The organism is Streptomyces sp. MST-110588 (assembly GCF_022695595.1).
Lineage (GTDB): Bacteria > Actinomycetota > Actinomycetes > Streptomycetales > Streptomycetaceae > Streptomyces.
Window position 1 is genome coordinate 3067433 of sequence record NZ_CP074380.1, and the last position, 18885, is coordinate 3086317.

Sequence of the window (18885 nt, forward strand, 5' to 3'; positions counted from 1 at the left end):
GCGGCGCCGCGGCCGGGGGCCGCCCCGGAAGGCCCGGGGACGGCCTGGCATGGGCCTCGGTACACCGCCGGGCGGCCTCTCCGCCCGTCACGCAGGTGGCTACCCGTTCTTCCCGCCGGAGCCGCCCACGCGCCCCCGCACATGCACCCATGCGCCCCACGTGCAAGAACGATGCGCCGGGGACGTACGCATGTCGGCCGTAACCCTTGGTGACATGGGAAGTTGTGTTCAGCGTGGAAGAGACCATCGGAGTCACAGGAGCCCCGCAGATCCCCAAGCAGCGCGGTGAGCAGTTGATCGACACTGCGGTGCGTTACACAGAAGAGCGGCATTGGGACGTCTTCCCCGGCGCATGGCTGGAAGAGGACGGTGAACGGCCGCGCTGCTCGTGCCACGCCGTCGACTGCGCCGCGCCCGGCGCGCACCCCTGCGCTCCGGGCTGGGCCGGCCAGGCCACGGGCAGCGCGACGGCCGCCCGCCGCCTGTGGGGCAAGCACCCACGCGCCTCGATCCTGTTGCCGACCGGGCGTACGTTCGACGCGCTGGACGTGCCCGAGACGGCCGGCTGCCTGGCCCTGGCCCGTATGGAACGCATGGATCTCCCGCTCGGACCGGTCACCCGCACCCCGCACCGCCGTATGCTCTTCCTCGTCCTGCCCGGCGCCGCCGCCAAGGTCCACGACCTGGTGCAGAAGCTCGGCTGGCCGCCCTCCGCGCTCGATCTGGTCGCGCGCGGCGAGGGCGACTACATCGCCGCGCCGCCGACACGGGTGGGGCTGCACGGCTCGGTGCAGTGGGCGCGCCAGCCCACGGCCGCCAACCGCTGGCTCCCGGACACCGAGGACCTCATCAGCCCGCTCGCGTACGCCTGCGGACGGGAGGCCGCGGCGGCGCGCGGACGCTGAGCCGCTCCCCGTTCACTCACGGCCCGTCCCGTCCACGGCCCGTCCCACCCACAGCCCGTCCCAGTCCACAGCCCGTCCCAGTCCACGGCCCGTCCCCGGCCCGGTCCTCGCCCCGCCCCCGGCCGTCGATCCCGCCGTGAGCGCCGAGCCGGACTTCGGCGCGACCGGTCCCACCGCGCCGTCCCGCTCGCCGCTCCGCCCTCCCCGTACCCACTCCGCGCCCACGGGCCCCGGATTCCTCCCGTGCTGTCGCGCGGGCTTTTCGCCTGCCCCGGCGCCTCTTCCCCGCGCCTCTTCCCCGCGTCCCGCCCCCGCGTTCCAGCCTCTCGTTCCACCCCGTACCGGCCGCGCGGCGGGCTCGTACACCCGCCCGTATGGTGGAACGACGAACGGGGGCACGGACCGGCCCCTGCGGGGACGTTTGAAGGGCAGGACCGGTGGCAAAAGAGCCGGCACACAGCGAACAGCGATCCGGGGAGTCTTCCCGGCAGTCCACATCGGCAACAGCGGCCACATCGACGGCACCGGGGACAGCCGGCACGCCGTCGTCATCGGCATCGATGTCGACATCGACATCACCGGACGCCCACCGCACGGCGGACCGCCCGCCCGCCGTCCACGTCCAGGGCCTGTGGAAGAAGTACGGCGAGCAGGTCGCCGTCGCCGGCATCGACCTGACCCTGCCCGCCGGCCGTTTCATCGGCCTGGTCGGCCCGAACGGGGCCGGCAAGACCACCACCCTCTCCATGGTCACCGGCCTGCTGCGCCCGGACGCCGGGAAGGTCGAGATCGTCGGTCACGACGTCTGGCAGGATCCGGTCGCCGTCAAGTCGCGGATCGGGGTGCTGCCCGAGGGCCTGCGCCTGTTCGAGCGGCTGTCCGGCCGAGAACTCCTGGCGTACATAGGGCGGCTGCGCGGTCTGCCCGGCGAGGAGGTCGACAAGCGCGCCGGGCAGTTGCTCGACGTACTGGACCTGTCCGGTGCGCAGCACAAGCTCGTCGTCGACTACTCGACCGGCATGCGCAAGAAGATCGGCCTGGCCGCGGCGCTGCTGCACAACCCCGAAGTCCTCTTCCTCGACGAGCCGTTCGAGGGCGTGGACCCGGTGTCGGCGCAGACCATCCGCGGCGTGCTGGAGCGCTACACCTCCTCCGGTGCGACCGTCGTCTTCTCCAGTCATGTGATGGAGCTGGTGGAGTCGCTGTGCGACTGGGTGGCGGTGCTGGCCGCCGGACGCATCCGTGCCCAGGGTCCGCTCGCGGACGTACGGGGTGATGCACCCTCCCTCCAGGACGCCTTCCTCGAACTCGTCGGCGCGCGCGGCAACGGCGCCGGGGAGAACCTGGACTGGCTGGGCGGCGGCGCGCGATGAGCGACGTTCCGACGAGCAACGTTCCGACGAGCGACGTTCCGAGGAGCAACGTTGAGGCCACCGCGGGCCACGCCGCCCCCGGTGGCACCGCCCCGGCCGGCGCCGCTCCCGCACACCCGACCGGCACGGCCCTGACCGGTGTCTTCGTACGGCTGAAGCTGTCGCTGCTGCGCAACGGGCTGCGCCAGTCCGGCGGCCGTACCGCCGCGTACGTGACGTCGCTGGTGGTGGCCTTGCTGGCCGCTGCCGCCGTACTGCTGGGACTGATCGCGCTGCGCGGCGTGGAGCACGCGGGCGCGCTCGGCGTCCTGCTCGCAGGCGTCCTCACCCTGGGCTGGGCGGGCATGCCGCTGTTCTTCCCCGCGGCCGACGAGACGCTGGACCCGACCCGGCTGGCGATGCTGCCGCTGCGCCCACGCTCGCTGGTCGGCGCGCTGCTGGTGACGTCGCTGGTCGGGATCGGCCCGCTGTTCACCCTGGCGCTGGCCACCGGCTCGGTGATCATGCTGGCACACGGCGCGGTGGCGGCCGTCGTCGGCGTGCTCGCCGCGGCCCTGCTGGTCCTGGTGTGTGTGGCCCTGGCGCGTGGCGTGGCCACCGCCAACGTACGGCTGCTCACCAGCCGCCGGGGTCGCGACCTGGCAGTCCTCAGCGGTCTGCTGATCGCGCTGGCCACCCAGGGAGTCAACCTCGGCCTGCGGCGGCTGACCGCCCCCGACGGGCTGGCGCTCCTGGACCCGGTGGCCGCGGTGCTGCGCTGGGTGCCGCCCGCCTCGGCGGTCGACGCGGTGGACGCGGCGAGCGACGGCTCGTACGGGCGTGCCGCGGTGGGCCTGGGGCTGACCGTGCTCGCACTGGTCCTGCTCCTGTGGTGGTGGGGGCGCACGCTCACCGTGGTGATGACCGCGCCCGACTCCTCCACCCTCCAGGCGGCCGAGCAGGACAGCGGGCGCAAGGCCGGGCGGAACGCCGTCGGCCGCGGACCGCTGCGGCTGCTGCCGGCCGGCCGTACGGGCACCGTCATGCTGCGGACGCTGCGCTACGCCTGGCGCGACCCCAAGACGAAGATGGGCTGGGCCACGGCGATCGGCGTCGGCCTTCTGGTCCCGGTGATCACCGTCGTCCAGGGCGGCGGCAACATCTACACCGCTCTTCCGGCGTCGGCGCTGCTCGGCATGCAGATGTACAACCAGTTCGGGCAGGACACCTCCGCCTTCTGGATGGTCGCCTCGACGATCTCCACGCCGCGCGACGCGTATCTGGAGCTGCGCGGGCGGGCGTCGGCGATCCTTCTGATAGCGATCCCGTACGTCACCTTGGTGGTCGTCGGGGCGGCGGCCCTCATCGGCCCGTGGTCGTCCTTCGCCGAGGTGTACGGGCTCTCCCTGGCCCTGCTCGGCGCGCTGATCGCCACCGGCGCCGACTCCTCGGCGCTCCTTCCGTACTCGATCCCGTCGGAGGGCAACAAGAACGTCGCGCCGGGGCAGGGCGCCATCGCCTGGCTCAGCCTCTTCGGCGGGATGCTCGTGGGCGCGGTGCTCCTCGCACCGCTCCTGGGGCTGACGATCTGGCTGCATCTCGCCGGTCTGCACGGCCTGTTGTGGGTGCTGCTGCCGCTGGGCGCGGCGTACGGCGTGGGGGTGGCGGTCCTGGGCATGCGGCTGGCCGCGCCCCGGGTGGCGGCGCGGCTGCCGGAGATCCTGGTGGCGGTGAGCAAGGGATGACGTGGCGGGGCGGCCGGCGGCGCGGACTTGACCTCAAGTCCGCTTGAGGCCGGAGGGTGCGGAGTGATCGGCCGGGCGCCCCCGGCCGCCACGACAGGAGCCCTCCATGTCCACGCCCCCGCCTCCAGCCGCTTCCTCCCCCATCCCTCCCGCCTCCCCCACCCCTCCCGCCTCTCCCACACCGGTAGCCGCCGCGCGTCCCACACGTTCCGTACGACGCCGTACGCGCGGGCAGCGGCACCGCCCTCCTGAGCGGCGGCCCCGTACGTACGGGGTCGCCGCGACGGCCTTCGTCGTGGTGCTGGGCTCGCTGATGACCGTCCTGGACACCACCGTCGTCAACGTCGCCCTCAACCACCTCTCGGAGGAGTTCCACGCGCCCCTGGCCACGATCCAGTGGGTGGCCACCGGCTACACCCTGGCGCTGGCCACCGTCGTGCCCGTCACCGCGTGGGCCGTCGGCCGCTTCGGCACCAAGCGCCTCTACATGCTCGCGATCGGCCTGTTCGGGCTCGGGTCGGCGCTGGCCGGTCTGGCCTGGAACACCGAGTCGCTGATCGTCTTCCGCGTCCTTCAGGGGCTGGCGGGCGGCATGGTGCAGCCGGTCGGCATGACCATCCTCGTCCAGGCGTCCGACCCGGCCCGCAGGGGGCGCACGATGAGCGTGCTCGGCATCCCCGCCCTGGTCGGCCCGTTGGTCGGCCCGGTGCTCGGCGGCTACCTCGTCGACGAGGTCTCCTGGCGCTGGATCTTCCTCATCAACCTCCCCGTAGGCGCCGCGGCCCTTCTCCTGGCCGCACGTGTCTTCCGACGGGACACCCCCAAGCCCACCCGCCGGCTGGACGTCCCCGGCCTGCTGATGCTCTCCCCGGGCCTGGCCCTGCTGATCTACGGCCTGAGCACCGGCGCCGAACAGCGTTCCTTCACCGCCCCGGGCACCCTGCTTCCCGCCCTTTCGGGCGCCGCTCTGATCATCGCCTTCATCGTCCGCGCCCTGACCGCCCGCGACCCGCTGCTGAACCTGCGGCTGCTGCGGCACCGGCCGTTCGGCGCCGCGGCGGCCACGCTCGCCCTCTTCGTCGTGGCGTACTTCGGCTCCATGCTCCTGCTGCCCCTGTACTACCAGGTCGTACGGGGCCAGAGCGCCACCCACGCCGGGCTGTTGGGCATCCCGCAGGTCCTGGCCACGGGCATCACCATGCAGTTCGCGGGCCGGCTGGTGGACAAGGTCGCGCCGGGCCGGCTCATCCTCTGCGGGGTGGGCCTGGCCACCGCCGGATTCCTCACCTTCACCACCCAGGTCGCGGCCGACACGCCGTACTGGATGCTCGTCGGCGCACTCGCCGTCATGGGTGTCGGCGTCGGCATGACGATGATGCCGGCCATGGCGACGGCCACCCGCGGCGTCGCCGCCCCCGATCTGCCGGCCGCCTCGACGGTGTTGAGCATCATCCCGCAGCTCGCCGGGTCGACCGGCGCCGCCCTGATGTCCGTACTTCTCGCGAACGCCATGGCCGACCGGCTGCCCGGGTCCCTGGCAGGCGGTCTGGAAGCCGTCCACACCCTGCCCGCCGACGCGGTACGGGCCCTGGCACCCCAACTGGCCGCCGCCTTCCAGCACACGTACATCTGGGCCGTGAGCCTGATGGCCCTGGCGCTGCTGCCGGCCCTGCTGCTGCCGCGGCGGACGCGGTGAGCGCAGGCGAGGCAGTACGGGCAGTGAGCAGGCAGGACGGGCGCAGCGACCAGGAGCGAGGCGGACAGAGGCCCACGGACGAGCGGACGAGCCCGCCGTCCGCAAGTTATCCACAGGCTCCGGCGAGTTCGGCACAGGAGCGATAGCGTCGGGCCAGTGACGAAGTGACCGACGAGTGACCGACGGGGGTGGCGAGGATGCCGCGAGCGGTGACGGTACCGATGGCGAGCGGGCTGCTGATGCTGTACGGCACCGGCGTGGCCCACGCCGCACAGCAGGCCGCGCCCGGCCCCGGCGACGCCTCCCCTTCCCTCGCCCGCCTGCTCCTGCTCGCCGCAGGCCCCTTGCTCCTCGTCGCGGCGGTCGCCCTCCTCCTGCGCCGCCGCGCCCGGCTGCGCCACCTCACGGCCCCCTTCACTCTCCCCCCTGCCGTGACGGAGGCCGCCCGCCGAGGCGACGAGGACGGGATACGCGACTGCGCCACCGAGGAAGTCGCCCGCCTCGGCGAGCGGGCACGCAGCGCGCGGGGCGGGACCGCCGCACCCGCCGAACACGCCCTGGACGCCTGTGCCGCGGCCAGTACGGTCCTGAAGCAGGCCCGCGGAATCCCCGACCTGGCAGGCGCGTTCGCCCTGGTCGCCGAGGGCCACGCCGCCCTTTCCCGAACGCCCGGGGTGCCCGCCCCGCTCCCCCTGTGCTTCTTCCACCCGCTCCACGGCCCCGCGGTCCGCCGCATACCGTGGCGCCCGGACAACCGGCGCGAGCAACTCACCGTCGCCGCCTGCACCTCCTGCATACGCGCCCTGCGCGCCCGCCGCTCCCCCGAAACCCTCACCGACCTCCTGGAGGACCACCCGGTCCCGTACCACGAGATACCGGCCGACCGCAGCCTGTGGTCAGCCACCGGATACGGCTCATTCCTGCCCGACCGCTCACTCACCTCCCTCGTCCACGAACAGGGCTTGTAATAACGAGTGCAAGCCGGTCCGTTGGCGCGGTGGCAGGTGCATTGGTGCGACCCATGGCGGGAGGTGTCGTGGTACGCGGCCGATCCGGTGCTGGCGGGCCTGCCGACGCTGGCGGAGGGGGCGCACGCGCACGGTACACAGCCGGGACAGCCGGTGCTGCTGCGAGCCGCCCACCTGGAGAGCTTTCAGATGGCCGGTCTGGGCACGCCGCACCTGAACCGGGAACTGCCGACGCTGCGCTCGGTGCTGCGGTTCGCACCTGAGGGTGCAGGGCAGGACTTCCTGGCGCGGCTGGCCAGCAAGGGCCTGGAGCGCAACTCCACGCCCGCCCCCAGCTACACCACAGCCGAGTTCGACCGCATCACCACCACCGCGCGCTCCCAGTTGCGATGACGGGCCCGGGGGTTCGGTCCGGTGACCCTCGACAGCGGCATCGGGCAGTTGGACGGCCGGGCCGTGGTCACCCGCCGGGCGGGGCGAGGCGGGTGATGTCGACGGTGCCGGCTCCGGTCTGCGGCTGGGGAATCAGGGCCCACAGGGCCGCCAGGGCGGCGAAGGCGGCCAGCAGGGCGACGAAGCCGGTGCCGCCCTTCGCCCAGCGGGCCCGGTAGCGGATCGGGTCCTCCACCAGGGCCTTGGAGAGCCAGGCGGCCGTGACGGAGACGGTGAGGATGACGGCTGTCCGGCTCCAGCCCGTCATTCCCAGGCGTTCCTCGCTCAGCAGGAGATAGACGGGCCAGTGCCACAGATAGAGGCTGTAGGAGATCCGGCCGAACCAGCGCAGCGGTGGCGCGGCGAGGACCGTGCCGGCCGGGGTGCGGGGCGCCCGGGCGAGGAAGGCGATGAGCAGGGCGGCGGCCAGCGCGTGGAGGAAGAGACCGCCCTGGAACAGGGAGGGGGCGTGCTGCCCGTCGGCCATGACCCAGTACGTCCCGATACCGCACGCCAGGGCCAGACTTGCCCAGCCGGCCGTCCGTTCGCCGACGCGGGCCAGGAGGCGGGCGGCCGGCGGGGTGGCCATGAGGGAGCCGAGGAGGAGGGAGAAGGCGCGGGTGTCGGTGCCCTCGTAGACGCGTGTGGTGTCGGTCGGGCCGGTGAACGCGATCATGAGGGCCAGTGAGACGGCGGCTCCGGCCGCGGCCACGGCGGCCACCCGCCTGCCTCCGTTGGCGCCACGGGCCGCGAGGCCGATGGCCAGGGGCCATACCAGGTAGAACTGCTCCTCGACGGCGATGCTCCACAGGTGGCCGAAGACCCGGGTGTCGGCCGCGTTCCAGTACCCCACCTGGTCGGTGATGAAGTGCCAGTTGGCGAGGTTCGCCACCACCCACGGCGCGTCGTCGAGGGCGTACCGCAGCAGGGACGGCGGGCCGGACGCCCAGACGAGGAGCAGGGTGCCCGCGAGGGTGACGGCGAGCGCGGGGAGCAGTCGGCGGGCACGCCGTCCCCAGAAGGCGACGAGGTCGAGGGGGGCGTTGCGGGCCTGCCGCTCTCTCAGCAGCAGCCCGGTGATCAGGAAGCCGGACAGGACGAAGAACAGGTCGACACCGAGGAAGCCGCCGCTGAAGTGACCGGCGTGGAAGAACAGCACACCGAGGACGGCCAGACCGCGCAGACCGTCCAGCGGCGCGATGTGCCGTGCGGCGGACGGCGGGGCCTCCGTGGTGCGGGCGCGGCGGTGGGTGCGCGCGGGTGTCGGCGGCGTGGGCATGGGTCTCCAACGAGATGGGGGGTGCCGATGAGGGGCCGGGACCGGCACCAGGAGGGGGAGGCGGCCTGGGGTTATCGCCCGGGCCGCCTCGCGGGAGCGTTCGGCTGGGGCAGGGCGGTGGCCCCAACGGTGGAGGCGGGCTACTGGCAGCCGAGCGCGCTGTAGGTCTTGTCGCCGGTCCACTTCCCGGTGGCCCACTGGTCCACCGGGGCCGGGGTGAAGCCGTACTGCTTGCTGAGCTGCTCGCCGAACCAGGTGGCGAACGCGGCCGAACCCTGCTGGCAGGAGTGGATACCGTCCTTGCTGCGCTGTGCCTTGGCCGCCGAGCTGTCGGAGCCCCACAGGGCGGAGGCGTCGAGGAAGCGGACCGTGTCCGGATGCTTGTCCGCGACTTCCTTGGCGGCCTTCGGTGCGGTGGTGATCTCGGCTTCGTGCTTCTTGTAGAAGTCGTCGATCTTGAAGGGGGGTGCGGAGACGATGAGGAGTTGTGCGCCCGCGTCGTTCACCGTCTTGGCCAGACGTTCGTAGGCGGCGCGCTGTTCGTCCCGGGTGCCCCAGTCATAGGTGGTGATCTGGTAGGCGACGACGTCCGGCTTGAAGGACTTCAGTTCCTTCGGGAGGGTCTGCCAGGTGCTCGCCGAGAGTTCCTTCCCCAGGACACCGCCGCCGCCGGCCGCGGCCATCGACTTGAACTCCGCGTGGCCGGCCTTCATCGCCGCGCCGAGGGCGGGGGCCTGGGCCTCGCCGATCGAGTCGCCCATCCACAGCAGCCTGCTCGGCTTCGTGTCGCTGGTGCCGCTCGTGCCGTTCTTCTGGCCGCCGGTCGCGGTGGTGTCGAGGCCGTCGCCGGATCCGCCGCAGGCGGTGAGGGCGAGCAGGGCCGCGGTGGCGGTGACGGCGAGTGCGGTGGTGCGGCGAGCGGTGCGCCCGGGGCGCGGGGAGGAAACGTTCTTGTTGTTCATGTCTCCAACGGAACCCGGCAGGGCCGCCGCCCGGGCGGGTCGTCATCGTTTCATCACGGAACGCGGGACCGGGCGTCATAGACTTCCAGCACCCTGGTCAAGGAAAGCCACCGCCGTCCAGCCGGAGAAGAGCGCACCACCCATGGCACGAGTCCTGCTCGTCGAAGACGACCCCGCCGTGCAGAAAGGTGTCACTCTCGCGCTGAAGCGTCGCGGCCATGAAGTGGAGGTCGCGGGGAGCGGCGAGACCGGCCTCTTCGCCCTGGAGCGCTTCCGTCCCGACCTGGTGCTGCTCGACCTGATGCTGCCGCAGATGAGCGGCCTGGAGGTGTGCCGCCGGATCCGGGAGAGCAAACAGGTGCCCGTCATCATCCTCTCCGCACGCGATGACGAGATCGACATGGTCGTCGGCCTGGAAGCGGGTGCCGACGACTACATCATCAAACCGGCCAGCGGGGAGATCATCGAAGCCCGGATGAAAGCCGTCCTGCGCCGGGTCGCGCCCGCCCAGGACAGCCGGGCCGCCGCGCCCGCGACGACGGAGGCGGAGCGCCATGGCGCTCTCACCGTCGACCGCACCACCCTGGTGGTGGCCAAGCACGGCACGGAGCTCGCCCTCGCCCCCTCCGAGCTCAAGCTGCTGCTGTTCCTCAGCGCCACACCCGGCCAGGTCTACGACCGCCACCAGCTCCTGGAACAGGTCTGGGAGCACTCCTTCTACGGCGACGTCCGCCTCGTCGACGCCTGTGTGATGCGGCTGCGCGCCAAGATCGAGGACGATCCGCGCAAACCCGTGTACGTGCAGACCGTGCGCGGCTTCGGCTACCGATTCGGGCCCCTTCCGTGAACTTCAGGCTCCGCGTCCCCAGGGGACTGCGGGTGCGGCTCGTCGTCGCCGTCCTCCTGGCCGTCGCCTTCGGCGCACTGCTCACCGCGGGCCTCACTTTCCGCCAGGCCCGCTCGTCCACCCTGGAGCGTACCCAGGAGACCGCCGTCGCCGATCTGCGCATGCAGCTCGACTCCCTCGCCCCCGGAATGACCTTCCCGCCCCGTACCGAGGACCTGCGCGACCTGTCCCGCCAGCTCGACCGGGCCGGGGGCTCCCGGGCCTGGCGCTCGTCCGCCTCGTACCGGGGCAGCACACCGGTGCCGGCCTCCCCCGGCGCGCCGCCGGTGCCCGAAGACCTCCGCGAAGCCGTCCAGCGAACGAGCCAGGCGGCATATCAGCGCTTCGACCGCGACGGCCGCCCCTGGCTGGCCGTCGGTATGCCCGTCGCCTACGCCGCCCACCGCCCCGGGACCGCGGGCAAGCTCTCCGGACTGGCCGTATACGCCGCCTTCCCTCTCGACGACGAGCAGGCCGATATCTCTGCCCTGGTCACCGCGGCCCAGGCCGGTGCGGTGCCGGCTCTCGTCCTCGCCCTCGTCCCCGCCCTGTTCGCGGCCCGCAGCGTCCTGCGCCCGGTGCGACGCCTGCGCGGCGGCGCGGAACGCATCACCGCCGGCGAACTCGGCACCCGCCTCGACGCCCAGGGCCATGACGAACTCGCCGACCTGACCCGCTCCTTCAACACGATGGCCGAAACCCTGCAGAAGGACGACACCGAACTGCGCCGGATGGAAGCAGGCGCGCGCCGCTTCGCCGCCGACGTCGCCCATGAACTGCGCACCCCCCTCGCGGCCATGACCGTCGTGACCGAGGTCCTCGACGAGGACGCCGCGGCCGGCGTCCTGCCCGAGGACACCGCCGACGCCGTCCGGCTGGTCAGCGACGAGATCCGCGCCCTCGCCCGCATGGTCGAGGACCTGATGGAGGTCTCCCGCTTCGACGCCAAGGCCGCCCCGCTGCACGCGGAGGAGCTGGACCTGCGCACCCTCGTGGCCAAGACCCTCCAGCTACGCGGCTGGGAGGGCGACGCACGCGTCACCACCGATCTCCCGGTCCCGCTTCCGGTACGCGCCGACCCCCGCCGCGTCGACGTCATCCTGGCCAACCTCATCGGCAACGCCCTGCGCCACGGACTCCCGCCCGTCACCGTCACCGGCCGCACCGCACACGACCAGGTCCTCATCACCGTCACCGACCACGGCCCCGGCATCCCCGAGGACGTCCTCCCGCACGTCTTCGAACGCTTCTACAAGGCCGAGACCGCCCGCACCCGCTCGGAAGGCAGCGGCCTGGGACTGGCCATCGCCTATGAGAACGCCCATCTGCACGGCGGCACCCTGACCGCGGCCAACGCCCCCGGCGGCGGCGCCGTCTTCACCCTCACCCTGCCCCTCGCCACCGCCCCGCAGGAACCGCGATGACACGCCTCCCGGCCCCGCCCCGGCGCGTCCCCCGCCGCACGGCGACCGCTCTCAGCGCCCTGACCGCCTTCTTCGCCGCCGCTGCCGCCGGATGCGGAATCCCCTCCACCGACGCCGTGACCGCCGGTCCTCCGGCCTCCGGCATCCAGCAGCCCGGTGCCGAAACGCCCTCCGTACTTCTCTACTTCGCCGGCCCCAACGGCATCCGCGCCGTCTCACGCCCCGTGGACCGGCCCCCAAGTCCCCAGCAGGCCCTCGAACTCCTCCTGAAGGGCCCCTCCCCCGCCGAACGCGGACGCGGCCTGACCAGCCAGGTACCGCCGATGGGCGGCCGACTCACCGCCACCACGGCCGACGGAGCCGTCGACCTCCTCGTCCCCGTGACCATCGCCAGCGGCGCGCTCGACGTCACCGCGGTCAGCCAGCTCGCCTGCACCGCCGCCCACGCCGACGTACCCGGTGGCAAGCCCCCCACACAGGTCGACATCCGCATCCACGAGAACAATCTCCGCTCCCCGAAACCGTGGACGGTGCGCTGCGGCCCCAACGGCAACGTCACACTGGCGCCCACCTGACGGCCTGGCCGACGGGCGCCAGTGTGGCGCCTTCAGCGCCGGCGAGAGAACTAGGAGGCGGAATCGTCGAGTGCGAACCACACTCGCTTTTGGAGATCGCACGGACCGACGGCCCAGTTCACGCCCCACCCTGAGGAGAGCGCTTCCACAAGGCTCAGGCCACGGCCGTGCTCGGCCGCGTCAGGTGCGTCCCGTGCGTACAGCCGTTCACGCGGCGCGTCGTCCCAGACCGCAACGTGGATCCGGGTCGGCTCCACCGTCACATCCATGTGGACAACGGGAGTGGTTGTGTGTTGGTGGGCGTTGGTCACCAGCTCACTCACCAACAGCTTCGCCGTGTCGGCGACGTCATGGTGACCGGTGTTACGGAGGAGGCAAACCACTAGGTCACGGGCGCATTTGGGAGCTATGTCCGTACTCGGGACACTGATCCGAAACTTCTGAAGTACGGGCAAGGGCTTCGGTGGTGCGGGGGTCACAACTGCCTCCCAACGCAGTTCGTGCGCGCTGCGAACCTACCGTGGCACTGGCCGCGCGCACGGTCGAACTGCCGTGCGTGCGGCTGCACTTCGGGATTACGGAGTGCTGCGCGGTACTGATAGGCACCATAGAGGAAGTGGGGAAACGTTTGCTACCTGTTCCGTAAAAAGCGTGTCCCTGGTAGACCTGTGAGGCGCCCCGGCGGGAGACTGGGCACACACTCACCCAGCAGGAGGAACGAATGCCGCCTCGCGCCGCTCCAACCGCGCGACAACAACGGCTCGGCGCCGAGCTGCGCAAGATGCGGGAGCACGCCGGGCTGAACGTCGGGGAGGCCGGGCAGGAACTCGGCGCCGATCGCACGCGGATCAGCAACATCGAGGCGGGGCGGGTGGGCGTCAGCGCGGAGCGAGTCCGGGCCCTGGCCGCTATCTACTCGTGTGATGACGCGGCGTACGTTGACGCTCTGGCAGCCATGGCAGTTGAGCGCGGCACCGGATGGTGGGCGGAGTACCGAGGGGTACTGTCCACGTCAGCCCTGGACATTGCCGAGCTGGAGCACCACGCCCGCAGCCTCACCGTGGTTCAGGTCGTGTTCATCCCTGGCCTGCTCCAGACCGAGGAGTACGCGCGAGCCCTGTTTTCACGGGCCGTCCCTGAGCTGAGCGCGACCGAGATTGCCCGACGAGTCTCTTACCGAATGCGCCGGAAATGCGTCATGGAGCGCAAAGAGCCGACAGACTGCACCTTCATAATCCACGAGTGCGCACTCAGGATGCTACATGCGGACCAAGAAGGCCAGAAACGACAGCTCCAACGACTTCTCGACGTTAGCGAGCAAGACGGGGTAACCCTGCGGGTCATCCCGTTTTCAGCAGGAGGCTTCCCGGGCGCACACAGCTCGATGACTTACGCGACGGGCCCAGTACGGAAACTGGATACAGTCTCATTGGACACGCCGCACGGCTCCATGATGCTGGACGCCGAGACCCACCTCGAAAATTACCGACGCATCACACAGCGCATCATGAAAGTCGCCAGCGACCCGAGAGCGTCGCAGGACTTCATTCGAGCAATCGCTAAACAACTGTGAGGACCCGGAATGAGTAGCGTCAACTGGCAAAAGTCATCGTTCTCCAGCGAACGGGACGAGTGCATAGAAATTGGACTCCTCGATGGCGCACTCGCCATACGCGAGAGCGATGATCCGAACGTGATCCTCACGACCGCGTCCGCCCCCCTGCGCGCCCTGCTCGCCAGCACACAGGCCGGAAAATTCGATCTGCCGATCGAATAGCTCACCCTCTAGAGCGTTCAGCAGCCCCTCGCGGCACTCGCGAGGGGGCATTCCCGTAACCACTTTTATTCGGTTTCCGGAACACGCTTGCAACGCTTCAGTTGCCGCGCTACGTTCTCCGTGCGTCGCCGTTCCGAAACCGCATCCCGCAGATGCACGGTTCGGCGCGTGTCTCTCACTGCCGCATGGCATGAGGGTTCCGTGAAGGCCCCTTCCCTTTTTATCCCTACCAGGTTGGGGGGAGGGACTCCACCGGCACGGAGGTACGTCACATGAGTGGTGGCAACGGAAACGACGACAACGGCTCGGACGAGGGCACCGGCGACCCGAAATAGACGCCCATGATCCCGCACCTGGAGCCTTACAAGCAACGTTGCACCGAGGAACTCGCCAGGTGCGGCGCCTTTCCTAGTGGCTGGTTACGCCTCGCCTTTTCGATCGTCCCTCGTGAAGTTTTCACTCCCGATCAGGTGTGGTGGCCCGAGGTGGGGGACGACGGGCTGTGCCCCGTCCTCGACCTCAGCGAGGACCCAGACGCGTGGGCGCGCGCCGTGTACGACGCGCGGCACCCTCTCATCACGCAGATGGACGGCAGTCTCACCCCTGCGTCCGGTCCCGCTGCCGGCCGGTTCAGCTCCTCCATATCGGCCCCGGCCGTCGTTCTCGGCATGCTGGGACACCTCGCCCTCGACGGCACACACAGGGTGCTGGAGGTAGGCACGGGATCGGGGTACAACGCCGCGCTGTTGTGCGAGCTCGTCGGGTCCGACCTTGTCGACACCGTCGAGATCGACGGCGCTCTCGCGGCTCGTGCCCGTGTTGCCCTGCGGGCGATCGGCTACCACCCGCAGGTTCACCATGACGACGGCGCGCACCTCCCCCCGCAGGCCGGGCCGTACGACCGCATCATCGCCACGGCTTCCACCACGCACGTGCCGTACTCATGGGTGGAACGACTCGACGACGGGGGCGCGATCCTCGTCCCACGCCACACGACCACGGGCCCGGACGGGCTGCTGTTTCTGCGGGACACCAGGCACGGCACGGTGTCAGGTCACTTCGTCGATCTGGTTGATTTCATGCCCCTGCGAGGGCAAGAGCCGGTCACTGACGCTGTGGCTGCCCTGCGTACGTCGACATGGGGCGAGGCGAAGACGACCACGATCGAGGCTGACCTCGACCTCAGCCTCGACATTGGCCTCGGCCGCGACCGCGACCTCGGCAACGATCGCGAGCACGCCGGTCTGTTCGCCGTGTCCATGCGCCGCCCGGACCTCCGGGCGAGCAGGAACGACGACGGGACATGGTGGCTCTCGTCGCCAGACGTCTCATCATGGGCCGCCGCCCGGCAGCGAGCGGATGGCACGTACCGAGTGAAGGCGTACGGACCGCGTGACCTGGTGGCCGACCTCGCCGACGCCGCCGCATGGTGGCGCGGTGCCGGCCGGCCGGAGGTCACCCGGTTCGGCGTCACGGTCGACCGCTGCGGCGAAACCGTGTGGCTCGACACCCCCGACAACCCCGTCAGTGCCGTCACCACGCTCAAATGACCCTGACCTGCCCCGGAGCAGTTCAGGGCCTGTTCAGGTAGGTGAGGACGGCGAGGACGCGGCGGTTGCTGTTGTCGTCGTCGGTGATGCCGAGTTTGTTGAACATGGAGGTGGTGTATTTGCTGATGGCGCTCTCGCTGAGGAAGAGGCGTCGGCCGATGGCCTGATTGGACAGTCCCTCGGCCATGAGGCCGAGCACGGAGTGCTCGCGTTCGGTGAGCCCTTCCAGTCGGCGGTTGGAGGGCCCGCTGGAGAGCAGCTTGGCGATGACGGCCGGATCCATGGCGGTACCGCCGTCGGCGACGCGTTCCAGAGCGCCGATGAACTGATCGGCCTCGAACACGCTCTCCTTGAGGAGGTAGCCGATGCCCCCGGCGCCGTCGGCCAGGAGTTCGCGAGCGTACAACTGCTCGACGTGCTGGGACAGGATCAGCACCGGCAGTCCGGGCAGTTCCCTGCGGGCGGCCAGGGCTGCCCGCAGGCCCTCGTCCGACTGGGTCGGCGGCATGCGGACGTCGACGACGGCGGTGTCCGGCCGCCATTTCAGCAGCGCGTCGAGCGTCTCGGGCCCGGTGGCCGCCGTCGCCACCACCTGGTGTCCGTACGCCTCGATGAGGCGGACCATCCCCTCACGAAGGAGGTAGAGGTCTTCGGCTACAACGATTCGCATGGCACCATCATCTCCACGCGGGTCGGACCGCCTGCCGGACTGGTGATCTCCACCGTGCCGTCGAAGACCGCCAGGCGGCGGCACAGGCCCTCAAGCCCACCGCCGGCCCGCAGGCCGGCCCCGCCCCGGCCGTCGTCCTCGACCTCCACCACGATGCCGGTGTCGTCCCGGGCGATGGAGATCCGCGCCCGGGTGGCGTGGGCGTGCTTGACCGCGTTGGTCAGCAGCTCGGCGATGCCGAAGTACACGGCGGACTCGATCGGCGGGTCCAGGTGTAGCTGTGCGTCGGCGCTGACGGTCGCTTCGAGCGGGCTGTCCAGGGCGAGAGCGCGTACGGCGTCGATGAGCCCGCGCTCGCTGAGCACCGGCGGGTTGATGCCCTGGACCAGTTCGCGCAGCTCGGTCAGTGACGTGGCGGCGCCGCTCCGCGCTTCCCGCATCAGCGTCCTGGCCCGGTCAGGGTCGGTTTCCATCAGTTTCTCGGCGGTCGCCAAAGAGAGCCCGAGGGCGACCAGGCGGGCCTGCGCCCCGTCGTGCAGGTCCCGTTCGATCCGGCGGATCTCGGCGGCCTGTGCGACCGTGGTGTCCGCGCGCTGGGCCGTCAGCTCCTCCACCCGGTCCGCCAGCGCCATCGTGGCCGACGGACCCAGGAAACGGACAGCCACCGGCTCGGCGCACCGCCAGGCGTACGGGGCGGTGGCGATCGCCACCGCCAGGCCGAACACCCCGGCGAGGCGCAGCGGCAGCGCCGGCTGGGCCAGTCCCAAGACCGCCACCGCGACCCCGGCCGGCGGAACGGAGGCAGCCACACCCGCGGTGAGCGGGGCGATCACCGTGAACCGCAGGTCGCGCCAGTTGGCGGGGTCACGCCACCGGACCCGCCATCTTTGGTCCAGCAGGGCGTCCCGGCGGGTGCGCTCGTAGGAGAAGCCGTTCCACCAGTACCCGGTGGACATCCGCGTCACCGGTCCGGCCTTCCGGTACCCGGCGGGAACGACGGTGGCGGTCCACCGTACGACCAGGAGGCGGAACATCCGGCAGACCGGGCGGGACAGGGCGAGCGTGCCCACGCACACCAGTACGAACGGTGCCACCCACGACCACGGGTTACCCGGTCCCCACCGGATCCCCAGCGCCACGGCCGCGGCCCACACGGCCGGGACCAGCATGGTGACGACCACCACGATGCACGCCCGTAGAAACCCCACGCCGGCGCGCGCCGGCCAGGAACTCACCCGTCCCACGGCTCTTCCTCCGCTCCTCCGCCTACCGTTCGGTGCTCCCACTGTGCACCGCGCGGAGCCCGCTGCCGCCCTGGTCAGCCGGGGAGTGGGGCTACCCCCACCCACCCGTGGGCCCAGACGGATACCGCGCCGGCCGGGCGCTTCCTAGCGTCGGTGAGCATGGAAACCAACCAGCACACCGCGACCGGTACGGCACTCCTGGACACCCCCCGCACCCGAGAGGCTTTCGACGCGGCGAAGACCAGCATCAAGATTTACGGCGCGCTCAGCGCCGTCGCCCTCCTGACGGTGATCGCGGTGGCGGTCGGCGGACACATGGTGAACACGTTCATGTGGGTCCGGGCAGTCCTGCTGCCGGTGGTCGCCGTGCTGATCCACCGGGTGACCGTCTCCGCTTCCCGGGGTTCCCGACGGGCCTTCGAGCGCCTGAGCGCCCTTGCCGTCATCATGCCGATCGCCATCATCGGCGTCGATCTGATCCCGGGTGTCTGCCCGCCGTGGTACGCCGTGATGCAGGTCGTCTGCATGCTGCCCGTCATCCGGACCGCGTTCCTCACCCGTGGCTCCGCGCTGCGCGCCGCCTTTCCCAAGTCGGGCTGACCCACGCCACGTCACGACCTCCTGAGCGATCTCGTGGGCGCTCCGGTGGGTGACCCGTCAGCGATTTCTTGAGTGACCTCGCGGGGTGTTCTCGTGGGTGTTCTCATGGCTGATCTCTTGGGCGATCTCTTGGGTGATCTCTTGGGTGATCTCGTCGGCGGTCAGGACGCGGGCGAAGCCCTTGCGCAGTACGGCGAGTTCCGGTTCCTGGCGGGACTCGTCGTCGGTGGCCGTGACGTCCGCCCCGAAGACGACGTGATAGCCGCGCTCGTACGCCTGCCGGGCCGTGGTGCCGCAGCAGTAGTTGGTGAGTGTCCCGCTGATGAGGACCGTGTCGCGGCCGAGGTTGCGCAGGACCGTGTCGAGCGGGGTGTCGTAGAACGCGCCGTAAGAGGGCTTGCGGATCAGGACCTCGTCGGCGCGGTAACCCATCTGCTCCCACACCGCGGCCGGACCGGGCCGGCGCCAGTCGGTGTCGGCGTGCGGGAGGTGGCGCAGGGCCCGGGGGCGGTCCCATCCGAGGTGGGTGTCGTCGAAGATGGTCCAGATGACCGGGACCCCGGCGGCCCGGCACGTCTCGACCAGCCGGCGCAGCCGTGGCGCCATCCGGGTCGCCGCCGGTACCCAGTACGGGCTCCACTGCGGGCGGACGAATTCGTCCTGCATGTCGATGACCAGCAGGGCCGAGCGTTCGGGGCGGATCGCGAAGGACGCCCGGCCGTACTCGTACGCCTCGCGTGCCCGCGCGGTCACCCACTCCTCGGTGTAGTTCATTCCACTCCTCAGGACCGTACGGCATACCTCGCTTCGAGGTACCTCG

18 protein-coding genes are annotated in these 18885 nt (G+C 71.0%); 13 read left to right on the forward strand and 5 right to left on the reverse strand.

All coding sequences use genetic code 11. The features are described from left to right. Positions 1 to 233 precede the first annotated feature (233 nt). The 6 genes from KGS77_RS13320 (at position 234) to KGS77_RS13345 (ending at position 7059) form a co-directional block, all read left to right on the forward strand. On the forward strand, positions 234 to 905 hold the full coding sequence (locus tag KGS77_RS13320; protein ID WP_242581214.1) for a bifunctional DNA primase/polymerase: 672 nt from the start codon (positions 234 to 236) through the stop codon (positions 903 to 905). Positions 906 to 1465: 560 nt separating this feature from the next. Further along, complete coding sequence (locus KGS77_RS13325) at positions 1466 to 2278, forward strand: ABC transporter ATP-binding protein (protein WP_242581216.1); 813 nt, start codon at positions 1466 to 1468, stop codon at positions 2276 to 2278. Beyond that, the gene (locus KGS77_RS13330) at positions 2275 to 4002 is read left to right on the forward strand and encodes a transporter (protein ID WP_242581218.1); all 1728 of its coding nucleotides are present in this window, start codon (positions 2275 to 2277) and stop codon (positions 4000 to 4002) included. The genes KGS77_RS13325 and KGS77_RS13330 overlap by 4 nt, the downstream gene beginning before the upstream one ends. A gap of 106 nt (positions 4003 to 4108) precedes the next feature. After that, entirely contained in the window at positions 4109 to 5698 is a 1590-nt protein-coding gene (locus KGS77_RS13335; protein ID WP_242581220.1) for a DHA2 family efflux MFS transporter permease subunit, read from the forward strand. Between the two features lie 209 nt (positions 5699 to 5907). After that, entirely contained in the window at positions 5908 to 6666 is a 759-nt protein-coding gene (locus KGS77_RS13340; RefSeq protein ID WP_242581223.1) for a hypothetical protein, read from the forward strand. A 63-nt stretch (positions 6667 to 6729) separates the two neighbouring features. After that, entirely contained in the window at positions 6730 to 7059 is a 330-nt protein-coding gene (locus KGS77_RS13345; protein ID WP_242581227.1) for a hypothetical protein, read from the forward strand. A gap of 67 nt (positions 7060 to 7126) precedes the next feature. Here the strand turns inward: KGS77_RS13345 and KGS77_RS13350 are convergent, their stop codons facing one another. Both KGS77_RS13350 and KGS77_RS13355 read right to left on the reverse strand, forming a co-directional pair. Further along, positions 7127 to 8377 carry an acyltransferase gene (locus KGS77_RS13350; protein ID WP_242581228.1) on the reverse strand — a complete coding sequence of 417 codons (1251 nt, stop codon included), beginning with the start codon at positions 8375 to 8377 and terminating at the stop codon, positions 7127 to 7129. Positions 8378 to 8517: 140 nt separating this feature from the next. Then, positions 8518 to 9339 (reverse strand): SGNH/GDSL hydrolase family protein, encoded by an 822-nt coding sequence (locus tag KGS77_RS13355; RefSeq protein ID WP_242581229.1) that lies wholly within the window; start codon positions 9337 to 9339, stop codon positions 8518 to 8520. Positions 9340 to 9481: 142 nt separating this feature from the next. Between KGS77_RS13355 and KGS77_RS13360 the strand changes: the two genes are divergently transcribed. From KGS77_RS13360 to KGS77_RS13385, 6 genes are all read left to right on the forward strand, one after another. Continuing rightward, on the forward strand, positions 9482 to 10186 hold the full coding sequence (locus tag KGS77_RS13360) for a response regulator transcription factor (RefSeq protein ID WP_242581230.1): 705 nt from the start codon (positions 9482 to 9484) through the stop codon (positions 10184 to 10186). Continuing rightward, complete coding sequence (locus tag KGS77_RS13365) at positions 10183 to 11649, forward strand: HAMP domain-containing sensor histidine kinase (protein WP_242581231.1); 1467 nt, start codon at positions 10183 to 10185, stop codon at positions 11647 to 11649. Before KGS77_RS13360 ends, KGS77_RS13365 begins: the two co-directional genes overlap by 4 nt. Then, on the forward strand, positions 11646 to 12224 hold the full coding sequence (locus KGS77_RS13370) for a GerMN domain-containing protein (RefSeq protein WP_242581232.1): 579 nt from the start codon (positions 11646 to 11648) through the stop codon (positions 12222 to 12224). Before KGS77_RS13365 ends, KGS77_RS13370 begins: the two co-directional genes overlap by 4 nt. A gap of 721 nt (positions 12225 to 12945) precedes the next feature. Beyond that, positions 12946 to 13797, forward strand: a complete 852-nt coding sequence (locus KGS77_RS13375; protein ID WP_242581235.1) for a Scr1 family TA system antitoxin-like transcriptional regulator — start codon at positions 12946 to 12948, stop codon at positions 13795 to 13797. A 9-nt stretch (positions 13798 to 13806) separates the two neighbouring features. After that, a complete protein-coding gene (locus tag KGS77_RS13380) occupies positions 13807 to 14001 on the forward strand; it encodes a DUF397 domain-containing protein (protein WP_242581237.1) in 195 nt (64 codons plus the stop codon). A 341-nt stretch (positions 14002 to 14342) separates the two neighbouring features. Then, a complete protein-coding gene (locus tag KGS77_RS13385; RefSeq protein WP_242581238.1) occupies positions 14343 to 15551 on the forward strand; it encodes a methyltransferase domain-containing protein in 1209 nt (402 codons plus the stop codon). Between the two features lie 22 nt (positions 15552 to 15573). Here the strand turns inward: KGS77_RS13385 and KGS77_RS13390 are convergent, their stop codons facing one another. Beyond that, positions 15574 to 16221 carry a response regulator transcription factor gene (locus KGS77_RS13390; RefSeq protein WP_242581239.1) on the reverse strand — a complete coding sequence of 216 codons (648 nt, stop codon included), beginning with the start codon at positions 16219 to 16221 and terminating at the stop codon, positions 15574 to 15576. Further along, complete coding sequence (locus tag KGS77_RS13395) at positions 16206 to 17465, reverse strand: histidine kinase (RefSeq protein ID WP_242581240.1); 1260 nt, start codon at positions 17463 to 17465, stop codon at positions 16206 to 16208. Before KGS77_RS13395 ends, KGS77_RS13390 begins: the two co-directional genes overlap by 16 nt. A gap of 159 nt (positions 17466 to 17624) precedes the next feature. On the opposite strand from KGS77_RS13395, the gene KGS77_RS13400 reads away from it, so the two are divergent. Further along, positions 17625 to 18065, forward strand: a complete 441-nt coding sequence (locus KGS77_RS13400) for a hypothetical protein (RefSeq protein ID WP_242581241.1) — start codon at positions 17625 to 17627, stop codon at positions 18063 to 18065. A 57-nt stretch (positions 18066 to 18122) separates the two neighbouring features. On the opposite strand, the gene KGS77_RS13405 is transcribed toward KGS77_RS13400, so the two are convergent. Then, on the reverse strand, positions 18123 to 18839 hold the full coding sequence (locus KGS77_RS13405) for an isochorismatase family cysteine hydrolase (RefSeq protein WP_242581242.1): 717 nt from the start codon (positions 18837 to 18839) through the stop codon (positions 18123 to 18125). Positions 18840 to 18885: the final 46 nt, after the last annotated feature.

What these genes read in the sequence shown, in the direction of transcription:
- KGS77_RS13375 (WP_242581235.1), top strand. Translation starts at nt 12,946, where the DNA reads ATGCCGCCTCGCGCCGCTCCAACCGCGCGACAACAACGGCTCGGCGCC.
- KGS77_RS13330 (WP_242581218.1), top strand. Translation starts at nt 2,275, where the DNA reads ATGAGCGACGTTCCGACGAGCAACGTTCCGACGAGCGACGTTCCGAGG.
- KGS77_RS13360 (WP_242581230.1), top strand. Translation starts at nt 9,482, where the DNA reads ATGGCACGAGTCCTGCTCGTCGAAGACGACCCCGCCGTGCAGAAAGGT.
- KGS77_RS13405 (WP_242581242.1), bottom strand. Translation starts at nt 18,839, where the DNA reads ATGAACTACACCGAGGAGTGGGTGACCGCGCGGGCACGCGAGGCGTAC.
- KGS77_RS13380 (WP_242581237.1), top strand. Translation starts at nt 13,807, where the DNA reads ATGAGTAGCGTCAACTGGCAAAAGTCATCGTTCTCCAGCGAACGGGAC.
- KGS77_RS13370 (WP_242581232.1), top strand. Translation starts at nt 11,646, where the DNA reads ATGACACGCCTCCCGGCCCCGCCCCGGCGCGTCCCCCGCCGCACGGCG.
- KGS77_RS13325 (WP_242581216.1), top strand. Translation starts at nt 1,466, where the DNA reads ATGTCGACATCGACATCACCGGACGCCCACCGCACGGCGGACCGCCCG.
- KGS77_RS13390 (WP_242581239.1), bottom strand. Translation starts at nt 16,221, where the DNA reads ATGCGAATCGTTGTAGCCGAAGACCTCTACCTCCTTCGTGAGGGGATG.
- KGS77_RS13385 (WP_242581238.1), top strand. Translation starts at nt 14,343, where the DNA reads ATGATCCCGCACCTGGAGCCTTACAAGCAACGTTGCACCGAGGAACTC.
- KGS77_RS13355 (WP_242581229.1), bottom strand. Translation starts at nt 9,339, where the DNA reads ATGAACAACAAGAACGTTTCCTCCCCGCGCCCCGGGCGCACCGCTCGC.
- KGS77_RS13400 (WP_242581241.1), top strand. Translation starts at nt 17,625, where the DNA reads ATGGAAACCAACCAGCACACCGCGACCGGTACGGCACTCCTGGACACC.
- KGS77_RS13335 (WP_242581220.1), top strand. Translation starts at nt 4,109, where the DNA reads ATGTCCACGCCCCCGCCTCCAGCCGCTTCCTCCCCCATCCCTCCCGCC.
- KGS77_RS13350 (WP_242581228.1), bottom strand. Translation starts at nt 8,377, where the DNA reads ATGCCCACGCCGCCGACACCCGCGCGCACCCACCGCCGCGCCCGCACC.